Origin of the sequence: Lacinutrix sp. Bg11-31 (genome assembly GCF_002831665.1) — a bacterium.
Taxonomy (GTDB): Bacteria; Bacteroidota; Bacteroidia; order Flavobacteriales; family Flavobacteriaceae; genus Lacinutrix.
Genome location: NZ_CP025118.1, coordinates 2,797,036 through 2,823,210, shown reverse-complemented (window position 1 = coordinate 2,823,210; position 26,175 = coordinate 2,797,036). Strand labels below are relative to the sequence as shown.

Annotated in this window: 27 protein-coding genes; 23 read left to right on the top strand and 4 right to left on the bottom strand. The window is 31.2% G+C overall.

Features of this window, described 5'->3' with window-relative positions; translation table 11 throughout:
* Positions 1-3 precede the first annotated feature (3 nt).
* Complete coding sequence (locus CW733_RS12705) at positions 4-1,413, top strand: exopolysaccharide biosynthesis polyprenyl glycosylphosphotransferase (RefSeq protein ID WP_100997532.1); 1,410 nt, start codon at positions 4-6, stop codon at positions 1,411-1,413.
* Positions 1,414-1,503: 90 nt separating this feature from the next.
* Positions 1,504-2,283: a glycosyltransferase family 2 protein gene (locus CW733_RS12700; RefSeq protein WP_100997531.1), complete on the top strand. Its 780-nt coding sequence runs from the start codon at positions 1,504-1,506 to the stop codon at positions 2,281-2,283.
* Here the strand turns inward: CW733_RS12700 and CW733_RS12695 are convergent.
* The gene (locus CW733_RS12695; RefSeq protein WP_369806612.1) at positions 2,264-3,511 is read right to left on the bottom strand and encodes a phenylacetate--CoA ligase family protein; all 1,248 of its coding nucleotides are present in this window, start codon (positions 3,509-3,511) and stop codon (positions 2,264-2,266) included. The genes CW733_RS12700 and CW733_RS12695 overlap by 20 nt on opposite strands.
* A 127-nt stretch (positions 3,512-3,638) precedes the next feature.
* Here CW733_RS12695 and purD point away from each other — a divergent pair, with 127 nt between their 5' ends.
* A complete protein-coding gene (purD, locus tag CW733_RS12690) occupies positions 3,639-4,910 on the top strand; it encodes a phosphoribosylamine--glycine ligase (RefSeq protein ID WP_100997529.1) in 1,272 nt (423 codons plus the stop codon).
* On the opposite strand, the gene CW733_RS12685 is transcribed toward purD, so the two are convergent.
* Entirely contained in the window at positions 4,905-5,132 is a 228-nt protein-coding gene (locus tag CW733_RS12685; protein ID WP_100997528.1) for a uracil phosphoribosyltransferase, read from the bottom strand. The two genes, purD and CW733_RS12685, sit on opposite strands and share 6 nt — an antisense overlap.
* 44 nt (positions 5,133-5,176) lie before the next feature.
* Here CW733_RS12685 and CW733_RS12680 point away from each other — a divergent pair, with 44 nt between their 5' ends.
* Positions 5,177-6,100, top strand: a complete 924-nt coding sequence (locus CW733_RS12680) for a DUF6427 family protein (RefSeq protein ID WP_100997527.1) — start codon at positions 5,177-5,179, stop codon at positions 6,098-6,100.
* On the opposite strand, the gene upp is transcribed toward CW733_RS12680, so the two are convergent.
* Positions 6,089-6,748, bottom strand: coding sequence for a uracil phosphoribosyltransferase (upp, locus tag CW733_RS12675; RefSeq protein ID WP_100997526.1), 660 nt, complete (start codon positions 6,746-6,748; stop codon positions 6,089-6,091). The genes CW733_RS12680 and upp overlap by 12 nt on opposite strands.
* Before the next feature lie 74 nt (positions 6,749-6,822).
* Between upp and CW733_RS12670 the strand changes: the two genes are divergently transcribed.
* Both CW733_RS12670 and CW733_RS12665 read left to right on the top strand, forming a co-directional pair.
* Positions 6,823-7,428 (top strand): DUF4254 domain-containing protein, encoded by a 606-nt coding sequence (locus tag CW733_RS12670; RefSeq protein WP_100997525.1) that lies wholly within the window; start codon positions 6,823-6,825, stop codon positions 7,426-7,428.
* Positions 7,429-7,533: 105 nt separating this feature from the next.
* The gene (locus CW733_RS12665; RefSeq protein WP_100997524.1) at positions 7,534-8,550 is read left to right on the top strand and encodes a glycosyltransferase family 9 protein; all 1,017 of its coding nucleotides are present in this window, start codon (positions 7,534-7,536) and stop codon (positions 8,548-8,550) included.
* Positions 8,551-8,765: 215 nt separating this feature from the next.
* Here the strand turns inward: CW733_RS12665 and CW733_RS12660 are convergent, their stop codons facing one another.
* Positions 8,766-9,821, bottom strand: coding sequence for a ferredoxin--NADP reductase (locus CW733_RS12660; protein WP_100997523.1), 1,056 nt, complete (start codon positions 9,819-9,821; stop codon positions 8,766-8,768).
* Positions 9,822-9,922: 101 nt separating this feature from the next.
* Between CW733_RS12660 and CW733_RS12655 the strand changes: the two genes are divergently transcribed.
* From CW733_RS12655 to dut, 17 genes are all read left to right on the top strand, one after another.
* A complete protein-coding gene (locus CW733_RS12655) occupies positions 9,923-11,395 on the top strand; it encodes a DUF5687 family protein (RefSeq protein ID WP_100997522.1) in 1,473 nt (490 codons plus the stop codon).
* A gap of 24 nt (positions 11,396-11,419) precedes the next feature.
* Entirely contained in the window at positions 11,420-12,127 is a 708-nt protein-coding gene (locus CW733_RS12650; protein WP_100997521.1) for an ABC transporter ATP-binding protein, read from the top strand.
* Between the two features lie 127 nt (positions 12,128-12,254).
* Positions 12,255-14,810, top strand: a complete 2,556-nt coding sequence (locus CW733_RS12645) for a tetratricopeptide repeat protein (protein ID WP_100997520.1) — start codon at positions 12,255-12,257, stop codon at positions 14,808-14,810.
* 30 nt (positions 14,811-14,840) lie between these two features.
* Positions 14,841-15,242 carry a polymer-forming cytoskeletal protein gene (locus CW733_RS12640; RefSeq protein WP_100997519.1) on the top strand — a complete coding sequence of 134 codons (402 nt, stop codon included), beginning with the start codon at positions 14,841-14,843 and terminating at the stop codon, positions 15,240-15,242.
* Positions 15,214-15,438 carry an AtpZ/AtpI family protein gene (locus CW733_RS12635; protein WP_100997518.1) on the top strand — a complete coding sequence of 75 codons (225 nt, stop codon included), beginning with the start codon at positions 15,214-15,216 and terminating at the stop codon, positions 15,436-15,438. Before CW733_RS12640 ends, CW733_RS12635 begins: the two co-directional genes overlap by 29 nt.
* On the top strand, positions 15,428-15,829 hold the full coding sequence (locus CW733_RS12630; RefSeq protein ID WP_100997517.1) for a DUF6168 family protein: 402 nt from the start codon (positions 15,428-15,430) through the stop codon (positions 15,827-15,829). Before CW733_RS12635 ends, CW733_RS12630 begins: the two co-directional genes overlap by 11 nt.
* 113 nt (positions 15,830-15,942) lie before the next feature.
* On the top strand, positions 15,943-17,037 hold the full coding sequence (atpB, locus tag CW733_RS12625) for a F0F1 ATP synthase subunit A (RefSeq protein WP_100997516.1): 1,095 nt from the start codon (positions 15,943-15,945) through the stop codon (positions 17,035-17,037).
* Between the two features lie 40 nt (positions 17,038-17,077).
* Entirely contained in the window at positions 17,078-17,275 is a 198-nt protein-coding gene (atpE, locus tag CW733_RS12620; RefSeq protein WP_100997515.1) for an ATP synthase F0 subunit C, read from the top strand.
* Positions 17,276-17,364: 89 nt separating this feature from the next.
* Positions 17,365-17,856, top strand: coding sequence for a F0F1 ATP synthase subunit B (locus CW733_RS12615; RefSeq protein WP_100997514.1), 492 nt, complete (start codon positions 17,365-17,367; stop codon positions 17,854-17,856).
* Positions 17,857-17,863: 7 nt separating this feature from the next.
* On the top strand, positions 17,864-18,394 hold the full coding sequence (gene atpH / locus CW733_RS12610) for an ATP synthase F1 subunit delta (RefSeq protein ID WP_100997513.1): 531 nt from the start codon (positions 17,864-17,866) through the stop codon (positions 18,392-18,394).
* A gap of 29 nt (positions 18,395-18,423) precedes the next feature.
* Positions 18,424-20,004 carry a F0F1 ATP synthase subunit alpha gene (gene atpA, locus CW733_RS12605; protein WP_100997512.1) on the top strand — a complete coding sequence of 527 codons (1,581 nt, stop codon included), beginning with the start codon at positions 18,424-18,426 and terminating at the stop codon, positions 20,002-20,004.
* Positions 20,005-20,104: 100 nt separating this feature from the next.
* The gene (gene atpG / locus CW733_RS12600) at positions 20,105-20,965 is read left to right on the top strand and encodes an ATP synthase F1 subunit gamma (protein ID WP_100997511.1); all 861 of its coding nucleotides are present in this window, start codon (positions 20,105-20,107) and stop codon (positions 20,963-20,965) included.
* A 117-nt stretch (positions 20,966-21,082) separates the two neighbouring features.
* Positions 21,083-21,586 (top strand): hypothetical protein, encoded by a 504-nt coding sequence (locus CW733_RS12595; RefSeq protein WP_100997510.1) that lies wholly within the window; start codon positions 21,083-21,085, stop codon positions 21,584-21,586.
* A gap of 185 nt (positions 21,587-21,771) precedes the next feature.
* Positions 21,772-23,409 (top strand): hypothetical protein, encoded by a 1,638-nt coding sequence (locus CW733_RS12590; protein ID WP_100997509.1) that lies wholly within the window; start codon positions 21,772-21,774, stop codon positions 23,407-23,409.
* A 323-nt stretch (positions 23,410-23,732) separates the two neighbouring features.
* The gene (locus CW733_RS12585; protein ID WP_157811574.1) at positions 23,733-24,176 is read left to right on the top strand and encodes a hypothetical protein; all 444 of its coding nucleotides are present in this window, start codon (positions 23,733-23,735) and stop codon (positions 24,174-24,176) included.
* A gap of 64 nt (positions 24,177-24,240) precedes the next feature.
* Entirely contained in the window at positions 24,241-25,701 is a 1,461-nt protein-coding gene (locus CW733_RS12580; protein WP_100997507.1) for an oligosaccharide flippase family protein, read from the top strand.
* Between the two features lie 36 nt (positions 25,702-25,737).
* Entirely contained in the window at positions 25,738-26,172 is a 435-nt protein-coding gene (gene dut, locus CW733_RS12575; protein ID WP_100997506.1) for a dUTP diphosphatase, read from the top strand.
* Positions 26,173-26,175 lie beyond the last annotated feature (3 nt).

Here is a 26,175-nt window from a genome sequence, read left to right as displayed (position 1 = left end):
CAAATGGAATATACGCGTGGAAGATTTTCATGGTTAATAAGGCCACTTTTGGTGTTTTTCGACCTGTTTATTATTAATCTTTTAGCGTATTATTTTTTCAATTTTAATGCTGAAAATCTTCACTTTTTTTCTTCAGCATTTTTCAATAATAAACATCTATTATATATAGTATATTCTGTTGTTTTTTGGATGTTTTCAACATCTTTTATTAGTTTTTATAACGTTTATAGGTATACTTCTGCTATAAATATTTTATCTCTTTTAATAAAACAGTTTCTAATTTTTTCAATTCTTGTTTATGCTTTTATTGGTGCGTTTAGAAGTGTTAATGTTCAAGCTTTTGTAACCTTTAAGTATTTAATTTCAACTTTTGTATTTATTAGTCTTGTAAAGTTTTTAAGCTATTACTTACTTAGAGCTTATCGATTAAAATTAAAAGGAAATGTACGTCGTGTCGTTATTATTGGTGATACTGAAGGAGCAAATGAATTGAAATCCATATTTAATCAAAAAAAAGAATTAGGATATAGATTATTAGCGCGTTTTAGTAATAGTAAAGCAGAAGATATTACCGGAAGCATAAAAGAAAGTTTTTCGTTTTTAGAAGACACTAGTGGTATCGACGAAATTTACTGTGCAATGGATGAACTCACAGAAAATCAAGTAAACGAATTCGTGAAGTATGCTAACATTCACCATTGTAATATTAAATTTATTCCAGAAACCAAAAAGCTCTTTTCTAAACGATTGAAAACGGATTTTTACAATTACCTTCCAGTATTATCTATACAAGAAGTAGCACTAAATCATGATTTTAATAAATTGATTAAACGTACATTTGATGTTATATTTTCTTTATTTATCATCGTTTTTATCTTGTCTTGGGTTTCTGTTATTTTATTCATTTTAATAAAATTTGAATCTAAAGGACCACTGTTTTATAAACATAAACGAAACGGGATAAACTATAAAGAATTCAACTGCTATAAGTTTAGATCCTTAAAGACAATAAAAGAAGTTCAAGGAACTTATGTGCAACAAAACGATACACGAGTGACTAAAATTGGTAAGTTTTTACGCCAAACAAGTATAGATGAAGTACCACAATTTATTAATGTACTCTTAGGTGATATGTCTGTAGTAGGACCAAGACCACACATGTTATCTTATACAGAAGAGTATTCGAAAAAAATTGATAAATACAATTTTATCTTTCGTCACCATGTAAAACCAGGTATCACTGGTTTAGCCCAAATAAAGGGTTATAGAGGAGAGATTAAAAGTGATGAAGACATTATTAATCGTATTAAATTCGATAATTTTTACATCGAAAATTGGTCAATATTATTAGATATTAGAATTATAATTCAAACCACTTTAAACATCTTTAAAGGAGAAGAAAAAGCCTATTAATTGTGAAACGAGTATGTTAAAAACGGTAGCACTCAAAGAGATGATTAATAGCGAACAGCATGTGACAATTAAAAATAATAATATATACACATGAAAGCACTCGTTTCTATAATTACACCACTTTATAATGCGGAAGCATTTATTAGCGAAACCATTCGGTCTATATTAAACCAAACTTATACCAATTGGGAGCTGCTTTTAATAGATGATTGTTCCACAGACAATACAATAAGTATAATCAATGATTTCATTTTTGAAAACCAGAATATTACCGTTGTTAAAAATGAAACTAATCAAGGAACAGCAATTTCTAGAAACAAAGGTATAATGGCTGCAAAAGGCGACTATATAGCTTTTTTAGATGCAGACGATCTTTGGAAACCCCAAAAGCTAGAGAAGCAAATAGCCTTTATGGAAAACGAAAATTGTGATGTCTGTTTTAGTAGCTACGAGCAAATAGATGAAAACGGAAAACCTTTAAACAAGTTGGTGAATGCATTACCTAGTTTAACCTACAAAAAATATTTAAAAAGTAATTATATTGGTAATTTAACAGGAGTCTATAATGCAAAAACGCTAGGCAAAATAACATCGCCTAACTTACGTAAACGTCAAGATTGGTTATTATGGTTAAGTGCTATAAAAACCTCTGGAAAACCAGCTAGAAGTGTTCAAGAATCACTAGCTTTTTATCGTGTTCGCAACAATTCAATATCTTCTAATAAAATAGAATTATTGAAACACAATTATTGGGTTTATAAAAAAGGCTTAGGTTTCTCTGCAGTTAAATCAATGTATTGTATGCTTGTATTTCTTTGGGAACATTTTTTTGTAAAAAGTAAACAAACCGTTACTCTACATAAGAAATAAACTGCTTCACTTTACCGCTTTTAGCACGTTCTAAGCTTACTTTTCTTTCAAAACTAACCGTTAAACCAGGCTCTAAATAATTATCCAAGGCTTTTTTTATGGCTAATTTTTGAACTTCAGTAAGTACATCTTCAGCAACATAGCTCATTTTAAACGTATCAAGTTTAAATTGCTCAAGCATAAACTCTTTTATTTTTGCAGCATCTTCGATAACCGTTTTTGTAACGTAATACATAGTAAGACCAGCAGCTGTTTTTCCACTTGGTAAGTTTAAAGTATCGTTAGTTCTTCCTGTTAAAGATTCTAATATCGGTTTACTTAAAGTGCTGTTTTTTGAAAGCGTGCCAATATCACCTAAATCGTAGCGAATAAAAGGATGTGCCTTGTTGTAGAGAGAAGTAATAACAATCCTTCCTTTTTCTCCATGTTTCAAAATGTTATCGTTATCGTCTAAAATTTCAACATATAAATCGTCACAATTAATAAGCCATTCGTTTTTTTTATTTTGAAAGGCAATTAATCCTAATTCCGCGCAACCATATTCATTAATTACAGGAATACCAAATTGAGTCTCTAGCATTTTTTTATCCCTTTCAAACAAAGTTTCTGCAGTTGTAATACACAATTTTAGGCTTTTGCATTTATCTTTTAAAACAATATGTTCTCGCTCTAAATATTTTCCAAAAAGTATTAATGCATTCGAGTAACCATAGAGATGTTCATAATTAGATTTACTAAATAAATTAACATTTCTTGAGAGTTGATCATCACTCATATCAAAAACCGAAAACCGAAAACGGTTACCTAACTTATCTTTTAGCCTTTCCTTATAGTAGCTCATCTTATCTAGAGGAATCCCATAAAAACGAGCTTGTTTAGAAGTGTTTAAATTTATATCATACCAACTGTATCTATCCATAAAAACTGCCCAAGAAAGCGCGTGACAAAATTTATCTTTAGCAAAAGAAAGCGGATAACCAGAAGAGCCAGAAGTGTTATTAACCTGACAGTTTTTAGCCGAATAACCTTTTGATAGTCTATTTTTTAAGGGTTGCTGTAGATCTCGTTTAGTTAAAACAGGAATATCACTCCAATTTTTTACATTAGCATTAGCTATAAACGATTTGTAAAATGAATTATGTTTTAAATGGTAATCTACAATCGTTGCTCTTTTCTTAAAAATATAATCTTCTTTTTCATTAATATTTAATGACGTAATTTTTTCCAATGCAAGCTTGGCTTTTCTTATAGGAAAGCCTTTTAATTTTAAAGAAAGGTTAAATAGATTCAAAAGAAAAAATTATAAATATGAATTTGTAAAGTAAATAATTATTTTTGCGCAAACAATCACAACTATGAATATTTTAATACTAGGTTCTGGAGGAAGAGAACATACCATCGCTTGGAAACTTGCACAAAGTAACAACTGTAGCAACTTATATGTGGCTCCAGGGAACTCTGGAACAGCAGCAATTGCAACTAATGTACCTGTTAGTGTAACAGATTTTCAAGCCATAAAAGAAATAGTATTAAATAACCATATAACTATGGTTATTGTTGGTCCAGAAGACCCTTTGGTATTAGGTATTCATGATTTCTTTTTAGAAGACGAAATGCTTAAAAACGTTGCCGTTATTGGGCCTCAAAAAGCTGCGGCAGAACTAGAAGGAAGTAAAGAGTTTGCAAAAGAGTTTTTATTTAGGCACAATATTCCAACTGCTGCTTACCAAAGTTTTAATGTAAACACAGTAGAAGATGGTTATGCCTTTTTAGAAACGCTAAACCCACCTTATGTATTAAAAGCCGATGGTCTAGCTGCAGGAAAAGGAGTAGTTATTTTAGAAGATATAGACGAAGCGAAAGCAGAATTAAAAGCCATGCTTGTTGATGCTAAATTTGGTAGTGCAAGCACCAAAGTAGTTATCGAAGAGTTTTTAGATGGTATAGAGTTGAGTTGTTTTGTGTTAACAGATGGTAAAAATTATAAGATTTTGCCAACTGCGAAAGATTATAAGCGTATTGGTGAAGGCGATACAGGTTTAAATACTGGCGGAATGGGAGCTATTTCTCCTGTACCTTTTGCAGACGACGTTTTTATGTCTAAAATAAAGGAGCGCGTTGTTATCCCAACCATTAATGGGTTTCAAAAAGATAACCTTCCTTACAAAGGTTTTGTTTTTATAGGTTTAATAAAAGTAGGAGACGATCCTTTTGTTATAGAGTATAATGTACGTTTAGGTGACCCAGAAACAGAGGTGGTTTTGCCACGTTTAAAAAATGATTTAGTTGAAGTTTTTCAAGCTGTTGCTAACCAAACTTTAGACAAAATAAATATTGAAATAGACGAGCGCGCTGCTACAACAGTTATGCTAGTATCTGGTGGTTATCCTGAAGCATACGAGAAAGGAAAAGAGATTTCTGGTATAGAAAATATTGAGGGTTCTATTGTTTTTCATGCTGGAGCTCAACTTAAAGACAATAAAGTTGTAACTTCTGGAGGACGCGTTATGGCTATTACTAGTTATGGTAAAACGTACCAAGAGGCCATAAAAAAATCTTATCAAAATATAGAAAAACTACATTTTGATAAGATGAATTACCGAAAAGATATTGGTTTCGATTTATAAGTAAGAATGCGAAGAGATGCTTTTGTCCTCTTCGTTATTGCTGTCAAATTTCTTTAATTGTAACATCCAGTAAACCATTGCTACTCCTGCAATAATTACAAATAGCCAATTAAGACTGTTTGCTGCAAACCAGTTTTCTAATTCTAATGCTCTAAGCATATCTAAAGGTGCAAATGCAACATTTACAAAAAAGTCTTGTATAGCGTAAAATAAATCTTTCATAAGAATAGTAGTGTGTTTAAAAGACAAAAATACAAAAACCGATAATGATTACAAGTATTTTTAGTAAATCTAGGCCAATTAATTTTTTAATTGTCTTTTCGCTGTCCTTATTTGCGTTACTTGTAGCTATTTATAAGCACAACGATTTTACTTTTACGCTAGTTACAGCTGCTAAATTAGCAGCTGTTTTTCTATGTTGTTTTTCATCTGTTTTGTTGGTAGACTTTATAGTTGCTAAAAACTCACTATCTGCAAAAGGTAATACAGAACTACTACTGTTTAGTGTGTTCTTACTCGCTATTCCACAAGTGTTTTTAGATTGGGAAATTGTATTATCTAATTTTTTAGTACTTCTAGCTTTAAGGAGAATTATTAGTTTAAGAACACAAAATGAGCATATAAAAAAGTTGTTTGATGCAGGTTTTTTAATTGGCTTGGCAAGCCTGTTTTACTTTTGGACGCTCCTTTTTTTTATATTAATTTTTGTTGCACTTTTATTTTATGCAGAGTCTGAAATAAAAAAATGGATTGCACCATTTCTTGGTTTACTAGCAATAGCCATGATATCGATTGGTCTTTCTATAATAATAAACGACGACTTTGTTTCTTTATTAAACATAAGTCCAGCAGTTGGCTTTAATTTTACGGCTTATAATTCTGTTCAGTTTATTGTTGTAATAACCATGTTGTTATCTTTTGGTTTATGGGCTTCAATTTTTTATTTAAAAGATATTAAAAAGAAAATGAAAACCTTTAGGCCAGCTTACAAGGTTGTATTTGTGGCCTTTGTTATTTCGACAATTTTAATTATTATCGCACCAAAAAAAGATGGAAGTGAATTCTTGTTTTTATTCGCTCCTTTGTCTATTATTATTTCAAACTATATTGAAACCATTGAAGAAAAATGGTTTAAAATAATCTTTGTTCTTTTGTTATTAGTCATTCCGTTTGTGTTATTAATGCTGTAGTTTTACACCAAAAGCCAAATCTCCTGCATCACCTAAACCAGGTACAATGTAACCTTTGCTATTAAGGCCTTTATCTATAGTTGCAATCCATAAATGTGTGTTCTCTGGAAAATTTTTAGCAACAAAATCTACACCTTCTTGCGCTCCAATTACAGCAGCTAAATGTATTTCTTTTGGAGTTCCAAATGGTTTTAAAGCTTGAAAAGTAGCAAGTAGAGATTGTCCTGTGGCAATCATAGGATCTGCAAGAATTAAAGTTTTGCCTTCTAAACTTGGACAAGCAAGATATTCTACAATAATTTCAAATGTTTCTGGATTTTCTAAATGATGTCTGTAAGCAGAAATAAAAGCATTTTCAGCTTTATCAAAATAATTTAATAAACCATTATGTAAAGGTACTCCTGCTCTTAAAATAGAGCACAATACTACATTGTTGTTTATTGCTTGTACTTCAGTTTCAGCTAAAGGAGTCGTGATTTTTTTAGAGTTATAGTCAAAAGACTTACTCATTTCGTAACCTAAAATTTCACCTACACGCTCTATGTTTCGCCTAAAGCGCATACTGTCTTTTTGAATGTTGACGTCTCGTAATTCAGAAATAAATGTATTTAAAATTGAATTTTCTTCAGATAAATTATGAATATGCATTGTTGTGAATCTAAGTATTGAATGGTAAAGTTAAATATTTATCCGTAATTTTACAGTTATAAAAATAAATCAATATGTTTTCAACTAAAGCGAATGCTATTTTTCAAGATGTAATAGCAACATACCACAAGATTAATACTGTAGACCAACCTTTTTCTAATAAGTATGAGAAATCAGATTTGTTAGAACATTTATTATACAGAAAATGTTGGATAGATACTGTGCAGTGGCATTACGAAGATATTATTCGTGATCCACAAATAGATCCAGTTGCTGCCTTAACATTGAAGCGTAAAATAGATGCTTCTAACCAAGACAGAACAGATATGGTAGAGTATATTGATAGTTATTTTTTAGAAAAATACAGTGATGTTTCTTCTAAAGAAGGCGCAACTATAAATACTGAGAGTCCAGCTTGGGGAGTCGATAGGCTTTCTATTCTAGCACTTAAAGTTTACCACATGGAGGAAGAGGCTACAAGAGTAGATGCTACTGATGCACATAGAGCTGCATGCCAAACAAAGTTTGATATTTTGTTAGAGCAACGCGTAGATTTATCTACTGCAATAGATACGTTATTAAAAGACATTAGTAAAGGCGATAAATACATGAAAGTGTATAAGCAAATGAAAATGTATAATGATGATGAGCTTAATCCTGTACTAAGAGGATTAAAGTAATTTTTTTGCTCTCATTAATTTTATAAAATACTCCTTTCCTTTAGTTTAAAGAAAGGAGTATTTTAATTTAAACAACAAAAAGTTTTAACCAAACACAGAAAAGCGATGTCAAAACCAAAACATATTTTAGTAATTAGACTCTCTGCAATGGGAGACGTTGCTATGTCTGTTCCTGTTTTGCGTGCTTTTACGCAAGAACACCCAAATATTAAGCTTACTGTATTAACACGAGAATTTTTTAAACCATTTTTTAGAGATTTAGAAAATGTTACAGTCTTTTCTCCAGATTTAAATGGAAAGCATAAAGGTTTTTTTGGACTCTATAAACTCTCAAAAGAGTTAAAAAGTTTAGGTATTGATCAAGTTGCAGATTTGCACAATGTATTAAGAACAAAGATTTTGAAGTTTTTTTTCTTCGGAAAAACATTCAAGCAAATCGATAAAGGAAGAGACGAAAAGAAGGCTTTAGTTGAAGGACGAAATTTCGAGCAACTTAAAACAACACAAGAGCGTTATGCCGATGTTTTTAGAAGCTTAGGTTATAGTGTCAACCTTTCTAATCCAAGCTTCCCTGAACAAGCAAAGCTAGATCAAAGTACACAAGAAAGCCTAGGGAAAGACAATAAAAACTGGATTGGCATTGCTCCTTTTGCACAGTACCAATCTAAAATGTATCCATTAGATTTATTAGAACGCGTTATTGCTCAATTATCTAAAACCCAAAAAATTGTATTATTTGGTGGTGGAGAAAAAGAGATTAAAACGTTAAATATTTTCCAAAGCAAATATGAGAATGTTATAAATCTAGCAGGAAAGCTATCTTTAAACCAAGAATTAAATGTTATTTCAAACCTTGATGTTATGTTATCTATGGATTCTGGAAATGCACATATTGCAGCAATGCTAGGTAAAAAAGTAATTACTATTTGGAATGTTACGCATCCTTTTGCAGGATTCGCTCCATTTAACCAACCAGAAAGTCACAGTTTACTAGCGAATAGGAGTCAGTTTCCATTAATACCAACCTCTATTTATGGTAATAAATTTCCAGAAAATTATAAGGAAGCTGCAAGAACAATTGCTCCAGAGACTATAATAAATAAGATAGAATCTATTATATAAAAAAAGCCTCACTTAAAAAGTGAGGCCTATCGGTTTTATAACGTTTTAAAATACCTACTGTTTTATCCCTTAAACTAACAAATTTTTAGCGTTACAACCTGTTAGCAAATCTATGCAGTTAATCGTTTTAATTGCGGCAAAAAAGTAGAAATATTAAACAATTCGACGAAAGGATGAAATATTCGATAAAACGTATTTTGTTTAGTTGTTTCTATTTAAACATCATCATAATCCACAACAATTTTAGAGCTTGTAGGTTGTGCTTGGCAAGTTAAAATTAAACCTTCAGCCACTTCGTTGTCTGTTAATATATTGTTTTGCCTCATGGTTGCTTGACCTTCTGTAACCCTTGCAATACAACTACTGCAAATACCACCTTGGCAAGAGTAAGGTGCATCTAAATCTTTATCTAAAGCTGCTTCTAAAATGGTTTGAGATTGAGACATTACAAAGGTTGCTTCTTCATCGTCTACAATTACTTTTATTTCGGTTTCTCCTGTATTTACAGCATTTTCTATTGCTTGTTCAGTTTTCGCCACTTTAAAAAGCTCGAATAATACTTTGTCTTTAGCGACATTGTTTTCTGTTAATACATCTTTTACAGTATGGATCATGGCTTCTGGTCCACAAAGGTAAAAGGAATCAATTGTAGTATGCTTGTATTTGTTTTTTACAATAAGATTAACTGTGCTTTTTTCAATTCTACCAAATAATGCATCTGGTTCTTGAGACTGACTAAACACAAATTTAATATCGAAACGTTCTTTATACTCGAGATGAAGTTTTAGTATTTCATCAAAAAAGATAGTGTCTTTGGTTGTTTTATTACCATAAACCAACACAAATGTGCTGTTTGGTTCTTCTTCTAAAACCGCTTTTGCAATACTTAATACAGGAGTAATACCACTACCTGCAGCAAATGCAGCTATAGTTCTGGTTTTAGAGTTATCTGGAGTAAAGGTAAAGCGACCTTGAGGTGTTGCAACCTCTAAAACATCTCCTTCTTTTAAAGTATTATTTGCGTATTTTGAGAACGTTCCATTTTCAACTTCTTTAACAGCTACAGTAATGTCTCCACTTTTTGGGGATGAACATAAAGAATAGTCTCTACGTATTTCTTTTCCGTCTATTGTAGATTTTAGTGTAATATATTGCCCAGCAGTAAAGCTAAACTTCTGTTTTAAATCTTCTGGAATATTAAAACTTAACGTCACACATTGATCTGTTTGACGTGTTATGTTTTTTATTGATAGTTTATGAAAATGTGACATCTGTTTATTTTTTGTAAAAATAGTGAACAAGAAATTAATTTCATTTTGATTGTAACAAAAACTGTATTAATATTACTAACTATTAAACCAAACCACAAACTATGTTTAAAAAATTCATGAGCCTAGAATGGAAGCAGTTTCGTCGTGCTTCATATTTTCAAAAAGGTCTTGCTATTAAAATTTTAATGGCATTTGTAGTACTTTATTTTGGAGGTATGGCCTTATTTTTTGGTGTAGGTGTCTTCTTTATTGCTAAAAAAGCAATACCAGATGTAGATCCAATAGAAACCGTTAACAAGTTTCTTATATTTTGGTTCCTGTTCGATTTGCTCTTTCGTTACTTTATGCAGCAATTACCAGTAATGAATGTAAAACCATTAATGGTAATTCCTATAAAAAGGAGTACCGTTATTCATTACTTACTTGGTAAAACTAGTCTTTCATTCTTTAATATTTTACCACTCTTTATCTTTATTCCATTTAGTATTGTTTTGTTATTTCATGGTTATCCTGTGCTAAATGTTTTAGGTTGGTTTGTTTCGGTTGTTGCTATTACACTATGTTTAAATTTTACTAATTTTTTAGTGAATAAAAATAATGTTGTGTTTTATAGTATTCTAACCGTTTTAGTAGTGTTTGTTGGTTTAGAATATTACAATATTTTCAAGGTTTCCGAGCCAATAGGTAGTGCTTTTAATTTTTTATACAACAATCCATACATTGCACTTTTACCAATAGGGATTTTAGTTTTATTATATAAAGCAACATTTAGTTTTATAAAAAAAGGATTTTATTTAGACGATGCTGTTTCTAAAAAAGTAAAAGAAGTAAATGCAACAGATTTGTCTTGGATGAATCGTTTTGGAAGCGTTGCACCTTTTATTAAAAACGATGTTAAATTAATTTGGAGAAATGTGAGACCAAAACAAGTCATGATGATGTCGTTTATGTTCTTATTCTACGGTTTGTTTTTCTTTACACAAGAAACCTATAAAGAAATGCCTGCTCTTTTGGCTTTTGCAGCTATGTTTATAACTGGTGGGTTTTTAATATCATTTGGGCAATTAGTACCATCTTGGGATAGTGAGTATTATAAAATGCTAATGAGCCAAAATATACCATACAAACAGTATTTAGAATCTAAATGGTACCTCATGGTTTTTGCTGTAATTATCTCTTTTATATTAGCAACGCCTTACATTTATTTTGGATGGGATATTTATGCCATGATTGCTGCAGGAGCAGTATTTAATGTTGGTCTAAACTCATTTATAACGTTATTTGGAGGCGCACTTAACAGAGTGCCAATAGAACTTAATGTTAAAGCTAAAGCGTTTAGTAATACAAATGGGTTTAATCCTGTTCAGTTATTAATTAGTTTACCAAAAATATTTTTACCAATGATTTTGTTTTACATTCCATACAAGCTTATTGGTTTCAACGCAGGACTTATTTCAATTGCTTTAAGTGGTGTTTTAGGCATTGTATTTAGAAAGTATATTTTCAATTTTATTGTAAATGTCTATAAAAAAGGAAAATATAAAACCATAGCAGCTTTTTCAGAAAAAAAATAACCAACAGTTAAACGTATTACAATTATGATAACAACATCGAACCTTACAAAAGCATACAACGAAGTAACCGTTTTAAAGATAGAAAATCTTGAGATTCCAAAAGGGCAAAGCTTTGGTTTAGTAGGAAATAATGGTGCAGGAAAAACAACTTATTTTAGTTTGCTATTAGACCTAATTGAACCTACAACTGGATCCATAAAAAGCAACGGTGTTTTGGTTAATGAGAGTGAAGATTGGAAACCATTTACGTCAGCTTTTATAGATGAAAGCTTTTTAATTGGATACCTAACAGCCGAAGAGTATTTCTATTTTATTGGCGAGCTTAGAGGACAAAACAAAGAAGATGTTGATGCGCTTTTAGCTCAATTTGAAGACTTTTTTCACGACGAAATTTTAAACAAGAATAAATATCTAAGAGATTTAAGTAAAGGAAACCAAAAGAAAGCAGGTATTGTTGCTGCACTTATTGGCAATCCAGAAGTAATAATTTTAGACGAACCTTTTGCAAACTTAGATCCAACAACACAAATTAGATTAAAAGGGATTATTAAAGATTTAGCACAAACTAAAGGTGTTACTGTTTTGGTGTCAAGTCATGATTTAATGCATGTTACAGATGTTTGCGAACGTATTGTAGTTTTAGAAAAAGGCGAAGTAATAAAAGATTTGGAAACAAGTGAAGCAACCTTAAAGGAGTTAGAAGCACATTTTTCGGGAGTGGCTGAGGTTTAATTTTCTTGTTGGATTATTGCTAATATTTAGTAAATTCAAAAAAGATGCTTATTTTTACGTGCTTATCTAATAGCTAACAATATTCGTATAAGTTTAAAGTTATCTAATTAGACTAAATACAACACCGTTGAAAACAGTAAAAAAACACATACTACTTATAGCAGTTTCTGCCTTAATAATAACAAGTTGCTCGCGTAAAAACGATAGTTTTATTAGTAGAAATTACCATGCTGTAACTACAGAATATAACACATTATATAATGGTTTTATTGCCTTAGAAAAAGGTCGTGAAACATTAAACGAAGCTTATAAAGACAACTATTGGGACATTTTACCAGTAGAGCGTATGCAAATTCTTGACGAAATTGTAATGCCAGGTCAATCTAAAAACGCAAACTTTACCACTGCAGAAGAGAAAGCTGTAAAAGCCATTCAAAAACATGGCATGAATATTCAAGGTAAAGAGCACAATCCGCAAATAGACGAAGCTTATCTTTTGTTAGGGAAATCGCGTTACTTCGATCAGCGTTTTGTACCAGCCTTAGAAGCTTTCAACTATATTTTATATAAATACCCAGCAAGTAGTAACATTAATCAAGCTCGAATTTGGAGAGAAAAAACCAATATGCGCTTAGAGAATGATGAGTTGGCTATTAAAAATATTAAAACACTTCTAAAGCAAGAAGAATTAGAAGGTCAAGATTTAGCAGATGCATCTTCCACATTATCTCAAGCTTTTATAAATACAAAACTTTTAGACAGTGCGTTAGCGCATATTAAAATAGCTGCACAATCTACAAAGAAACGTAACGAAGAAGGTAGATACTACTTTATAGAGGGTCAGATATACAATGCATTGCAAGATAAAGACAGTGCAAATATTGCTTTTGATAAAGTAATAGATTTACACCGAAAAATCCCACGTAAATACCTAGTAAGTGCTCACGTAGAAAAAGCTAAAAATTTCGATTACGAGAAAGGCAATAAGCTAGAGTTTATTAAGCATTTAACTAAGCTTGAAGAAGACAGAGAAAACAGACCTTTTTTAGATCAGATTTATCATCAAGTAGCACAATATCATATTAACCAGAAGCAGGATTCTTTAGGAATCGCTTATTATAACAAGTCTATACGTACAAACTCTCAGGATAAAATTCTTATGGCAAGAAACTACGAGATTCTTGGCGATATGAGTTTCGATGTTAATAACTACAAAGTAGCAGGTGCTTATTATGATAGTACAATGACCAAAATGGTTGAAAACAGTAAGCCTTATAGAACCATTAAACGTAAAAGAGAAAACTTGGACGATGTTATCTATTATGAAGGCGTAGCCGAAGTAAACGATAGTATTATGCGTTTGGTGAAAATGAACGATAATGCAAGGCATCAATTTTTTGAAGACTATGTTGCTAAATTAACATTAGAAAGAGAAGCAGAGGCAGAACGTTTAGCTATAGAAGAACAGAAAAAAGGATTGGCGCAAAATAATGCTGGGCAAACACAAAGTAGCGCCTTTAAGCCAAAAGGAGGCCTTCCAACAGCTACAGCATCAAGTTTTTATTTCTATAACGACCAAACGGTTGCTTATGGTAAAAACGAGTTTCAGCGTATTTGGGGAGAAAGAGAAAACGCAGATAATTGGAGATGGTCAGGCGGTTCTAGAGCGGCTCAAATTGTAACGAGTTCTAATTCAACTACAGAGAATACAGAAGCCGATAAATTATTAGATGTAGATTATTATATAGCACAAATCCCTTCAGAAGAGAAAGCAATCGATAGCATATCTAAAGAACGTAATTTTGCATATTATCAATTAGGGTTAATATATAAGGAAAAATTTAAAGAATACGATTTAGCAAAATCTAGGTTTACAGACTTGTTAAATAACAATCCAGAAGAACGTTTAATTCTTCCTGCAAAGTATAATTTACTTAAAATGTATGAAACTTTAGGTAGAACTGCGGAAATGAATATTCTTAAAAATGAAATAATCTCTAACTACCCAGACTCTCGCTACGCAAAAATATTAAGTAATCCAGAAGCTGCATTAACAAAAGACGATAGTAGCCCAGAAAGCATTTACGAAGACACTTATAAGCAGTTTGAAGCACAAGAATTCGAGGCTGTTATAAAAAAATGTGTAAAATACATTGGCGTTTTCGAAGGTGATGCTATGGTGCCTAAATTCGAATTGCTAAAAGCTTTTGCAAAAGGAAGGTTACATGGTTTTGAAGCTTATAAAAAAGCAATTAACGATGTTGCAGTAAACTATGCAAATACCCAAGAAGGTATACAGGCTCAGGCTATTTTAAACACCTCGATAAAAGGATTAGAAAAATCTAAATTTGAAGACGACATTAGTGCAACAAGATGTAAGGTGGTTTATAAATTCTCTAGTGCTGCGAAAGCAGAAATAGAAGCTTTTAAAAAGACTTTAGATAAAACGCTAAATGATGCAAAATATAACAACATGACAACATCTATAGATGTTTATAGTAAAGATCAAACCTTTGTTGTTGTGCATGGATTAAGAAGTATAGAAACAGCAAAAGGATTTACAAATTTATTTCCTTCAGAATTGAAGTATAAAATTGATCGTCCGTTTTTTGGAATTTCAACTAACAATTATAGAATTCTTCAAATTCATAAAAATTTACAAGCTTACACTACTAAACAATAGTATCGTCGCATAACCCTAAAATTAATAGCAATGTTTTCTGATAATAAAAAAGGCAAACAAAACGAAAGTTCTTCAATTCAAAATTTAATAGCCAAAGGCACTAAAATAGTTGGTACGTTTTCAAGCGAAGGCGATATTAGAATAGATGGTATAATAGAAGGTGATGTTATTACGCCTGGAAAAGTTGTAGTTGGCGTAACAGGTGAGATTCATGGCTCTTTAGAGAGTAGCAACGCTCATTTTGAAGGCAAATTTACAGGAAAATTAAAACTTACAGGAACACTAACTTTAAAGGCTTCTGCTCACATTGAAGGTGAAGTAATAACAGAGAAGTTAGCAGTAGAGCCAGGAGCAACATTTAACGTATCGTGCGTTATGAAATCTACAGTAAAAGATATTAAAGGTGAGCAAAAAACCAAGAAAACCGCTTAACAATTACATAAGGTTTACCACTATAGCTTTTCAAATGATTGCTACTATTGGTTTACTTACTCTTTTTGGATTATGGCTTGATTCTAAATTCCCAAATAACTATAGCCTCCACACAGTTATATTTTCTTTATTAGGAGTATTCGTTTCTATGTATCAAGTTATTAAACAAGTGACCTCAATGAACAATGAAAAATAAACTAATAGCATTCTTAACAATATTAATTCCCTTTTCTTTAATATTATTTGCACTTCAATATTTTATAGTCAATAAACTAGGTAACGACTTCTCGTTGTTTTATAGCACATGGAGTGTATATCTCTTTCATTTTACTGCTACTTTGTTGGTTTACATAGCTGTACTATTTGTAAACAAAACATTCTCAGATAAAACTGGATTTGCTTTTATGGCGTGTGGTTTAATTAAAATGATGGCTGCATTAGTGTTTTTATTGCCATTAATTCAAAACAAAGAAATAGATGCCATAAACGATGTTTTAGCATTCTTTATTCCATACTTTCTTTTTCTGCTGTTAGAAACAGTATATGTTGTAAAGATTCTTAACAAAGAAGGGCTTTTTAAAGCTTAAGAATTAATGAGTTGCATTCAAAATATTTTTTTTAAAGAATAGTTACAAAGTTTAAAGAAAAACCATACCTTTGCACCGAATTTTTAGAACTATAATTTTTTATTATAAAAGGTATGACGATAGCACAAAATCCTATCAAATTAATCGCAACGCTTGTTATAGCTATGCTTCCATTTTTTGCTTTGGCATTCGATGGAGATCAACATGGTGATGATAAAGAATTTAACGCAAGTGAATTAATTAATGGACATATTGGTGATTCTCACGAATTTCACGTAGCAGATTGGAATGGACACCCTATTTCTTTTTATTTACCTGTAATTCTTTGGTCAGACAATGGGTTAACTATATTCTCTTCATCAAAATTTCACCACGATAATAGTGGAGAACATGTTGTTGAAGCTAATGGACAAGAGTTTGTACGTCACAATGAAAGAATTTATTATAAAGATAAATTCGAAACTATGTCTCTTGAGCAAAAAGAAGCAATGGTTCCTGTTGATTTATCAGTAAGACCTCTAGATTTTTCAATTACGAAATTAGTATTCTCAATGTTAATTTCTGTAATTTTATTATTCATCTTATTTAGTGCGGTTGCACGTTCTTATAAGAAAAACGATAAAGCCCCTAAAGGGTTAGCTGGTTTCTTAGAGCCACTAGTGTTATTTGTAAGAGATGATATTGCTATTCCTAATATTGGTGAGAAAAAATACGCTAAGTATATGCCTTACCTTTTAACAATATTTTTCTTTATTTGGATAAATAATATCTTTGGATTAATTCCTTTTTTTCCATTTAGTTCAAACTTAACAGGTAACATCTTTTTTACATTTGTACTATCTTTTATCACATTCTTAATAACTACATTTAGTGGTAATAAAGACTACTGGAAACATATTTTAACACCTCCAGTGCCAAAAGCATTATATCCTATTATGGTACCAATAGAAATTATTGGAATAATTACAAAGCCATTCGCATTAATGATTCGTTTATTCGCAAACATTACTGCAGGTCACATTATTATATTAAGTTTAATATCTTTAATATTTATATTTAAAAGCATCTTTATAGCACCAGTTTCTGGAGCGTTTGTTTTATTTATGAGTGTGTTAGAGATGTTAGTTGCTGCATTACAAGCGTATGTATTTACATTGTTATCAGCATTATTTATTGGTCAGGCAGTTGCCGAACATGACCATCATTAATTTGAGTTTTTTAATTATTAACTAAATAAATTTTATTATTATGGTATTAGCTGGAATCGGAGCTGGTTTAGCTGCAATTGGTGCAGGAATCGGTATTGGAAAAATTGGTGGATCTGCAATGGATGCTATTGCACGTCAACCAGAAGCTACTTCAAAAATTCAAACTGCAATGATTATTGCTGCTGCACTTATTGAAGGTGTTGCACTTTTCGCAGTTGTAGTTGCATTAATTGCATAAGCTTAATTTTTGAAAAGAAATTAAATAGTTCCAGAACGGTTGGTTCTGGAACTATTTTAAAATTAAAGAATTAATTAAATAATATAGATATGAATCTTACTGCACCAGAAAGTTTAATTTTTTGGACAACTATAATCTTTGTAGTATTCTTTTTCTTAATGAAAAAGTTTGCTTGGAAACCTATTTTAGGAGCCGTTAAAAGTCGTGAAGAGTCTATTAATAATGCATTAGAATCTGCTGAGAAAGCGAAGCTTGAAATGCAGAATTTACAAGCAGATAACGAAAACCTTTTAAAAGAAGCACGTGCAGAGCGCGAAGCAATGTTAAAAGATGCTCGTGAGATTAAAAACAAAATGATTGACGACGCTAAAGAAGAAGCACAAACGCAAGCAAACAAAATGATTGCTCAAGCGCAAGCTGCTATCGAAAGCGAAAAGAAATCTGCAATGGCAGAATTAAAAAGCCATGTTGCTGGTTTATCTGTAGATATAGCAGAGAAAGTAGTACGTCAAGAATTAGCTAACAAAGACAAACAATTAGCATTAGTTGAGTCTTTATTAGGCGAAGCAAAACTTAACTAATAAATAGATGGGAAGAGCAGCATTACGTTATGCGAAAGCAGTTTTAAGTTTAGCAAAAGATCAAAAAACAACAGATGTTGTTAATAATGATATGAAGCTAATAGTAAATACTGTAGCGCAAAGCAAAGACTTAAGCGATGTGCTTGAGAGTCCTGTAGTTAGTGATACAATTAAAAAATCTGCTTTACTGGAAATTTTTAAAGGCATCAACCCTTTATCAGTAAATGCTATAGATACATTAATTACGAATAAAAGAATTGCAATACTTCCAGAAGTAGCTAAGCAATATACAGTTTTATTCGATCAATTAAATGGAACTGAGGTTGCAACAGTAACAACAGCATTACCATTAACAGACGATTTAAAAGTAAAAGTTTTAGCGAAAGTTAAAGAACTTACTGGAAAAGAAGTAGCTGTAGAAAATATTATAGATGAAACTATCCTTGGAGGTTTCATATTACGTGTAGGAGATTTACAATACGACGCAAGTATTACAAATCAACTAAACAAACTAAGAAGAGAATTTACATTAAACTAAGATATTTATATATCTAAATAAAGAATAAGATGGCAGAAGTAAAACCAGCTGAAGTATCAGCAATCTTAAAACAACAACTTGCAGGATTCGAAGCTAGCGCTTCATTAGACGAAGTTGGAACAGTATTAACTGTAGGTGATGGTATCGTTCGTGCATACGGATTAGCTAACGCTCAATATGGAGAATTAGTTGAATTTGATGGAGGATTAGAAGGTATTGTACTTAATCTTGAAGAAGATAATGTTGGTATTGTACTTTTAGGAACATCAGTAGGAGTTAGAGAAGGATCTACAGTAAAACGTACAGAACGTATTGCATCTATTAAAGTAGGTGAAGGTATTGTTGGACGTGTAGTAGATACTTTAGGAAACCCTATCGATGGAAAAGGACCTATTACTGGAACAACTTACGAGATGCCTCTAGAGCGTAAAGCACCTGGTGTTATCTACAGAGAGCCAGTAACAGAGCCTTTACAAACAGGAATTAAAGCTATTGATGCAATGATTCCAGTTGGTAGAGGACAACGTGAGCTAGTAATTGGTGACAGACAAACAGGTAAAACTGCAGTTTGTATTGATGCTATCTTAAATCAAAAAGAATTTTACGATGCAGGTGAGCCTGTATATTGTATATACGTTGCTGTAGGCCAAAAGGCTGCAACAGTAGCACTTATTGCTAAAACTTTAGAAGAAAAAGGAGCTTTAGCATACACAACAATAGTAGCTGCAAATGCATCAGATCCTGCTGCAATGCAAGTTTACGCACCTTTTACAGGAGCATCTATTGGAGAGTATTTTAGAGATACTGGTAGACCAGCTTTAATTGTTTTTGATGATTTATCGAAGCAAGCAGTTGCATACCGTGAGGTATCTTTATTATTAAGACGTCCACCAGGACGTGAAGCGTACCCTGGAGATGTATTTTATTTACACTCAAGATTATTAGAGCGTTCTGCAAAAATCATTAATAATGATGCTATCGCTAGAGAAATGAATGACTTACCAGATTCGCTTAAGCCAATCGTTAAAGGTGGTGGTTCGTTAACAGCTTTACCAATTATTGAAACTCAAGCAGGAGATGTTTCGGCATATATTCCAACAAACGTAATTTCAATTACAGACGGACAAATTTTCTTAGATGGAGATTTATTTAATTCTGGTGTACGTCCAGCAATTAACGTAGGTATTTCTGTATCTCGTGTTGGTGGTAATGCACAGATTAAATCTATGAAAAAAGTATCTGGTACTTTAAAATTAGATCAAGCACAATACCGTGAGCTAGAAGCTTTCGCTAAGTTTGGTTCAGATTTGGATGCAGTAACTTTAAACGTAATTAATAAAGGTAAACGTAACGTAGAGATCTTAAAGCAAGGTCAAAACGATCCATTTACAGTAGAAGATCAAGTAGCAATTATTTATGCTGGATCTAAAAACTTATTAAAAGACGTTCCTGTAAATAAAATTAAAGAATTCGAAAGAGATTACCTTGAATTCTTAAACGCTAAACACAGAGATGTTTTAGATACATTAAAAGCAGGAAAATTAACTGACGAGGTTACAGATACATTAATAACTGTATGTAAAGACCTTTCAGCTAAATATAGAGCATAATCCCATCCCAACCTTCCCAAAAGGAAGGAGTAATTGGAACGGAAATTTTTTATTACACTAATCAATCCCTCTCCTTTGGAGAGGTTAGGAGAGGAAAAAAATGGCAAATTTAAAAGAAATACGTAATAGAATAGCTTCAGTATCTTCAACGATGCAGATTACTAGTGCTATGAAAATGGTATCTGCTGCAAAGTTAAAGAAAGCACAAGATGCTATTACAGCAATGCGTCCTTATGCAGATAAGTTAACAGAGCTTTTACAAAGCTTAAGTGCAACTCTAGATGCAGATACTGGAAGTCAGTATTCAGATCAAAGAGAAGTAAAGAATGTGCTTATTGTTTCAATTTCTTCAAACAGAGGTTTAGCAGGAGCTTTTAACTCGAATATTATCAAGCAAACTAAAAATTTAATTGATAATGTACATTCAGGTAAAAACGTTTCTGTAATTGCAATTGGAAAGAAATCAAACGATGCTTTTACTAAAATGGGTATTGTTGTTGGAAATCATAGTGAGATTTATGATGACTTAACATTCGATAACGTTGCAACTATAGCAGAAATGTTAATGGATAAATTTGTTAAAGGTGAATTTGATAAAATCGAAATTGTTTATAACAAGTTTAAAAATGCTGCAACTCAAATTATAATGACTGAGCAGTTTTTACCAATTGTGCCTATTGAAGGAGAAGTAGCTGCTAAAGCAGATTATATTTTCGAACCTTCTAAATTAGAAATTGTTGAAGCTCTTATTCCTAAATCATTAAAAACTCAATTATACAAAGGTATAAGAGATAGTTTTGCAAGTGAGCATGGTGCACGTATGACAGCAATGCACAAAGCAACAGATAATGCAACTGAACTTAGAGATCAGTTAAAATTAACATATAACAAAGCACGTCAAGCATCTATTACCAATGAAATCTTAGAGATTGTTGGTGGAGCAGAAGCGCTTAACAATTAATTTATACTTCTTATAGAGATATAGGAATCTATAATACCAAAAACCTCTTCAATTGAAGAGGTTTTTTTTGTTTTTAAATAAAACTTCATAACTTATATAAAAATAATTTTAAGTACTATGAGGCTGTTTTACTATTTTTTTTTAATACTGTTTTTTGTTTCTTGTTCAAGTAATGACTCAGTAGTACAAAAACAATCAACTACAGAAGGTAATAATCTTAAAATTACATACAGAGGTTATTATCAAGTTTATTTTGATGAGCCTTATCAAAGTAACACATATAAAAACATAACTATAACGCCAATAACAGAACAAATCTCTTCAACAGAAACAATAAACTTATTAAAGGTTAATGCTTATTCAGGTAATAGTACCGAAGATTACATTAGCTTTAAAGTATTAACAAATACTATTGGAAATAATGTATTATTTAATAATGAATTTCTTTTTCAATCTCATGGTGCCGCATACTTTCCTTCAAATTTCAACCTAGAAGTATTAAAAAATAATGATATAGAATTTAAAGCAAATTTTTCTGGTGAGTTAGAACATTGGTATCAGGGTGAGTTGAGACATGTGTATTTAGATGTTACTTCTGCATCAATTTATATCTTACATTAATGATAAACACTCAAAACACTTGTTATAACTAGTATTTGTTATTTTTTTTATCTTAAAATGGTAATAATTTAAAACAGTTAAAAAAGTGTTTAACTAGGCTATTTTTTTTGTTTAAGATGTAAAATTTATATATAAAAAGCTATTTTGCAACCTTTTAAAATAATAATAAACATTACATTTTACTTATGAAAAAACTTATCCCATTTCTACTATTATTAATTTGTTCAACAGTCTCAGCACAACTAAAAGTTGGTAATATCGACCTTGATTTTGGAGAAACAATCACATCTAAAGATGGAGATGTTATTAAAATTGCAGGCGAAAAAGACAATACTGTTTATACGTTGGCAAGAAAAAAGAAAAAATTCTTTTTACAAACATTCGATGCTTCTACTAAAGCTTTTAAAAGCAGTACGTTACTAAAGTTCGAGAAAATGAATGGAGGTAAATTACTAATAGAAGATCTAGCTATTGTTGGAGAAAAAGTATTTCTAATGCTATCTTATTATAATAAAAAGGCGAAAACTTATAATTTTTTAGCGAAAGAAATAGCTGGTAATAAAATAGTAAAAACAACAACAGTTTTATCGGTTCCTGTAGAAAGTAAGAAAAAGAAAGGAAGCTTTGTGTTTACACCATCTTTTGATGAATTTAATTACCTTATTGCACATGTTGGTATTAACTCTAGAAAAGAACAATTAAAATACACAGTAAGTTTACTTGACGATAATTTAACTGAAGTATTAAAAGATAGCTACGAAATTGTTTTTGAAGAAAAGAATAGGCAATTATTCGATTTTTCTGATGTACAAGTAAACGAACATGGTGATGTTTTAATAGCAACAACAGAAAGCTACAGAGACAAGAAAAAGAAAACAAGTGTTAACAATATTACTATTCATTCTTATTTAGCTAATAGTAGCTATAAAAAACAAGTTACAAAAGTAAGTTTATCTGGTAAAAGAGCATTAAACTGTAACTTAATGGAAACTAAAGATAATACTTTACATGCTATAGGTTTTTACTCAGATATAAAGAAAAGTGGTAAAGCAGAATCTACTGTCGAAGGTATTTATGATGTTACTTTTAACTATAGTACAGGAGAGGTTACAAAGAAAACATTTAACGATTTTACTTTCGATGTTAAAAAACAACTTATTGGAGAAAGAAGAGCAAAAAAAGGAAAAGACTTAAAACCATATTATAGAAATATTGCTTTTGTAGAAAGAGAAAATGGAGGTGTTATTGTGCTTTCAGAATTTAATCTTATTGTTCAAGGAAAATCGCAAGGTTTCGGACCATTATCTATAACTCCATACACTTATGTTACTAACGAAATTATTGTTACAGCTTTAAAAAAAGACGGAACATTAGATTGGAGTAATGTAATACCAAAAGAGCAGCAAGTATCTGTTGCAGAATTAGGTTTCTCATTTGGATTTTTAGGAGGTTCAGGAGGAGTTTCAGTTTCTGCTGGTTTATATTTTCCATTAGCTATTTTAGGAAATGGACCAGAGTTTTTAAGTGCAATTCCAATATATCACAATGGACAACTAACAGTTATTGTTAATGATGATCCTAAAAATATTGGAATAACAAAAATGGATGATGTTAAAAAAGTAAGAAACATTAATAAAATGATACCTGTTGCATTCGCGTTTAATGAGCAAACAGGAGAGCTTACAAGAACAGATCCTACAGAATTTGAAAAGAAACAAATTGTTGTAAGACCAGCTACAAAATATAGTAAAAGCTCTAATAACTTTCTTATTTATGGAGGTAGTAAAGACGGAAATTCTTTAGGAGAGTTAATTCTTAATTAAAGACCCACATTAATTAAATTTAAAAGCCTTATTCTATTTTAGAGTAAGGCTTTTTTGTTTAAACCTTAAAAAGGTTTGCATTCAGCATTTGTAACCTTTAACCCATCCTTTTTTCATGATAAAATTCCAATCATTTATTAAATCATTTTTAAAACTCAAGATTAATAATGTTCAATCAAATAACGGAATGAAATTTGTTTTACTATATTTAGAATCAAATAATAATTATCATGAAACTATATAAAACACTTGTCCTTTTAATGCTATCTGTTGTAGTACTAACAAGTTTTACGCAATGCTCAAGCTCGAAAAAAACAAGTAATTTGAAAAACAACAAACAAACCCTAAAATTAGAAGACAAAGGATCTTTTACTTTAGAAAACATCTATTTTCAAAGCTGGATTGCAGGAGTTCGAGGAGGAGGTTCTGGAATTCATATGTATATTACGGTAAAAAGTAATAAAAACAATGTAGCGTTTGATAGTGTATATTTTAAAGGTCTTAAATCTAAAATAGAAATTAGTAAAATGGGTTATATAGCTAGTTTTAAAACCGAAGCAAACCAAAAAGACGATATTATTATGAGTAATAATAAAAACGCTGAATTTGGAAACGAAACACAAAAAAAACAAGATTTTCCATTCGAGTTAAATGATAACGAATGTATTATAAGTTATATCGAGAATAATACTACCAAGTACTTGTTAGTAGAAAATCTTCAAGAAAAAAAGAGATTAGAATATCCAAGTGCTCCACCAAAACACTAATAGAATTTAGCTTTGTAAGTCTTTATTATTTGCCGTACATTTAGGCTAATTATTACACATCAATTTGAGCGGATTTAAATCTCTTTTTAAGCAAACATTTATTTATGGTCTAGCAACTGTGTTACCAAGAATGTTGAGCTTTATTTTGGTGCCACTCTACACAGATCCAGAAGTGCTATCTACTGCAGAGTATGGTCGAGTATCTTTTATATTCGCATATTTTGTACTTTTTAATGTGGTTATAGCCTATGGAATGGAAACTGCATTTTTTAGGTTTTTTAATAAAGACGAAAATCAAGAAAAAGTAACAAGTACATCGGCTATTTCATTAATAATAAGTTCATTTGTCTTATTAGGAATCGCTTTTTTCTTTAGAAATCAAATTTCATCGCTTATAAGTATAGAACTTAAACACCTAAATTTAGTCTTTATAGTTTTGCTGTTAGATGCTTTGGTAATCGTGCCCTTTTCATGGTTACGTGCAACCGGAAAACCAATGCGCTATGCTATTATTAAAATAATTAACGTCGCTATTAATCTAGGATTGAACGTTTTCTTGTTATTATATTTAAAGGATTTAGCAGAAGGTAATGCTCTTTTTAACAGCATTTATAGACAAGATTTTGAGATTAGTTATATTTTTATTTCTCTTGTTGTTGCAAGTGCCATTACATTATTATTGTTACTTCCATTTTACGCTAAAATTAAATTCAAATTTGATACAGAACTATGGAAAAAAATGATGCGTTACGCAATGCCAGTACTAATTGCAGGAATTGCTTATTCAGTTAATGAAACTTTCGACCGTATTCTTTTAGAAAAACTGTTACCAGCTAATATTGCAGACGAGCAAGTAGGAATGTATTCTGCATGTTACAAACTAGCTTTATTTATGACCTTGTTTGCAACTGCTTTCCGTTTAGGTATTGAGCCTTACTTTTTTAGTCATTCTAAATCAGAAAATCCTCAAAAAAATTACGCAAAAATATTAGAGTACTTCGTAGCTTTTGGTTCTATAATTTTTTTAGCAGTTGTTGTATTTGCAGATGTTATAAAACCTTATATTATCAAGAGTGAAGCCTATTACGAAGCCATGTGGATTGTTCCTTTTATTTTGCTCGCTAACTTCTGTTTAGGAATATACCATAACCTTTCTGTCTGGTATAAAATTACAGATCGCACTAAGTTTGGCGCCTATATTTCAATATTTGGAGCTGTAATAACATTGGTTTTAAATTATGTTTTAATTCCTAAAATTGGCTTTAAAGGTTCTGCTATTGCTACACTTTCAGCGTATGCAATAATGATGTTGTTATCTTTTTACTTCGGAAGAAAATACTATCCAATTCCGTATAATTTTAAAAAGATAGTACTTTACTTTGGACTTTCAACACTACTTTCAATGCTGTATTTCTATCAATTTAGAGGCAATTATGTTATTGGAATTGGAGCATTAATTGTATTTTTAGGCATCGTTTTTCAGCTTGAAAAAAAGGAAATCAAACAATTATTAAAAAGTAGCTAATCTGTTATTCAAAGCACAGCGAAGAATCTTATTAAAATGAATATAAAAATAATAAACAAATCCACTCACGCATTACCACATTACGAAACCATTGCTTCTGCAGGAATGGATCTTCGAGCTAATATTCAAGAATCTATTATATTAAAACCTATGGAACGCGCAATCGTACCAACAGGGCTGTTTTTAGAGCTTCCAATTGGCATAGAAGCACAAGTAAGACCAAGAAGCGGTCTAGCTATTAAAAAAGGTGTTACAGTACTTAATGCGCCAGGAACTATAGATGCAGATTACAGAGGAGAAGTAGGTGTAATTTTGATAAATTTATCTTCGGAAGAATTTAGCATAGAAAATGGAGAGCGTATTGCACAATTAGTGATTGCTAAACACGAAAGAGCCCAGTGGCTTCAAGTTGAAACACTTTCTGAAACCAAAAGAGGAGAAGGCGGTTTTGGAAGCACAGGAGTAAAATAAATG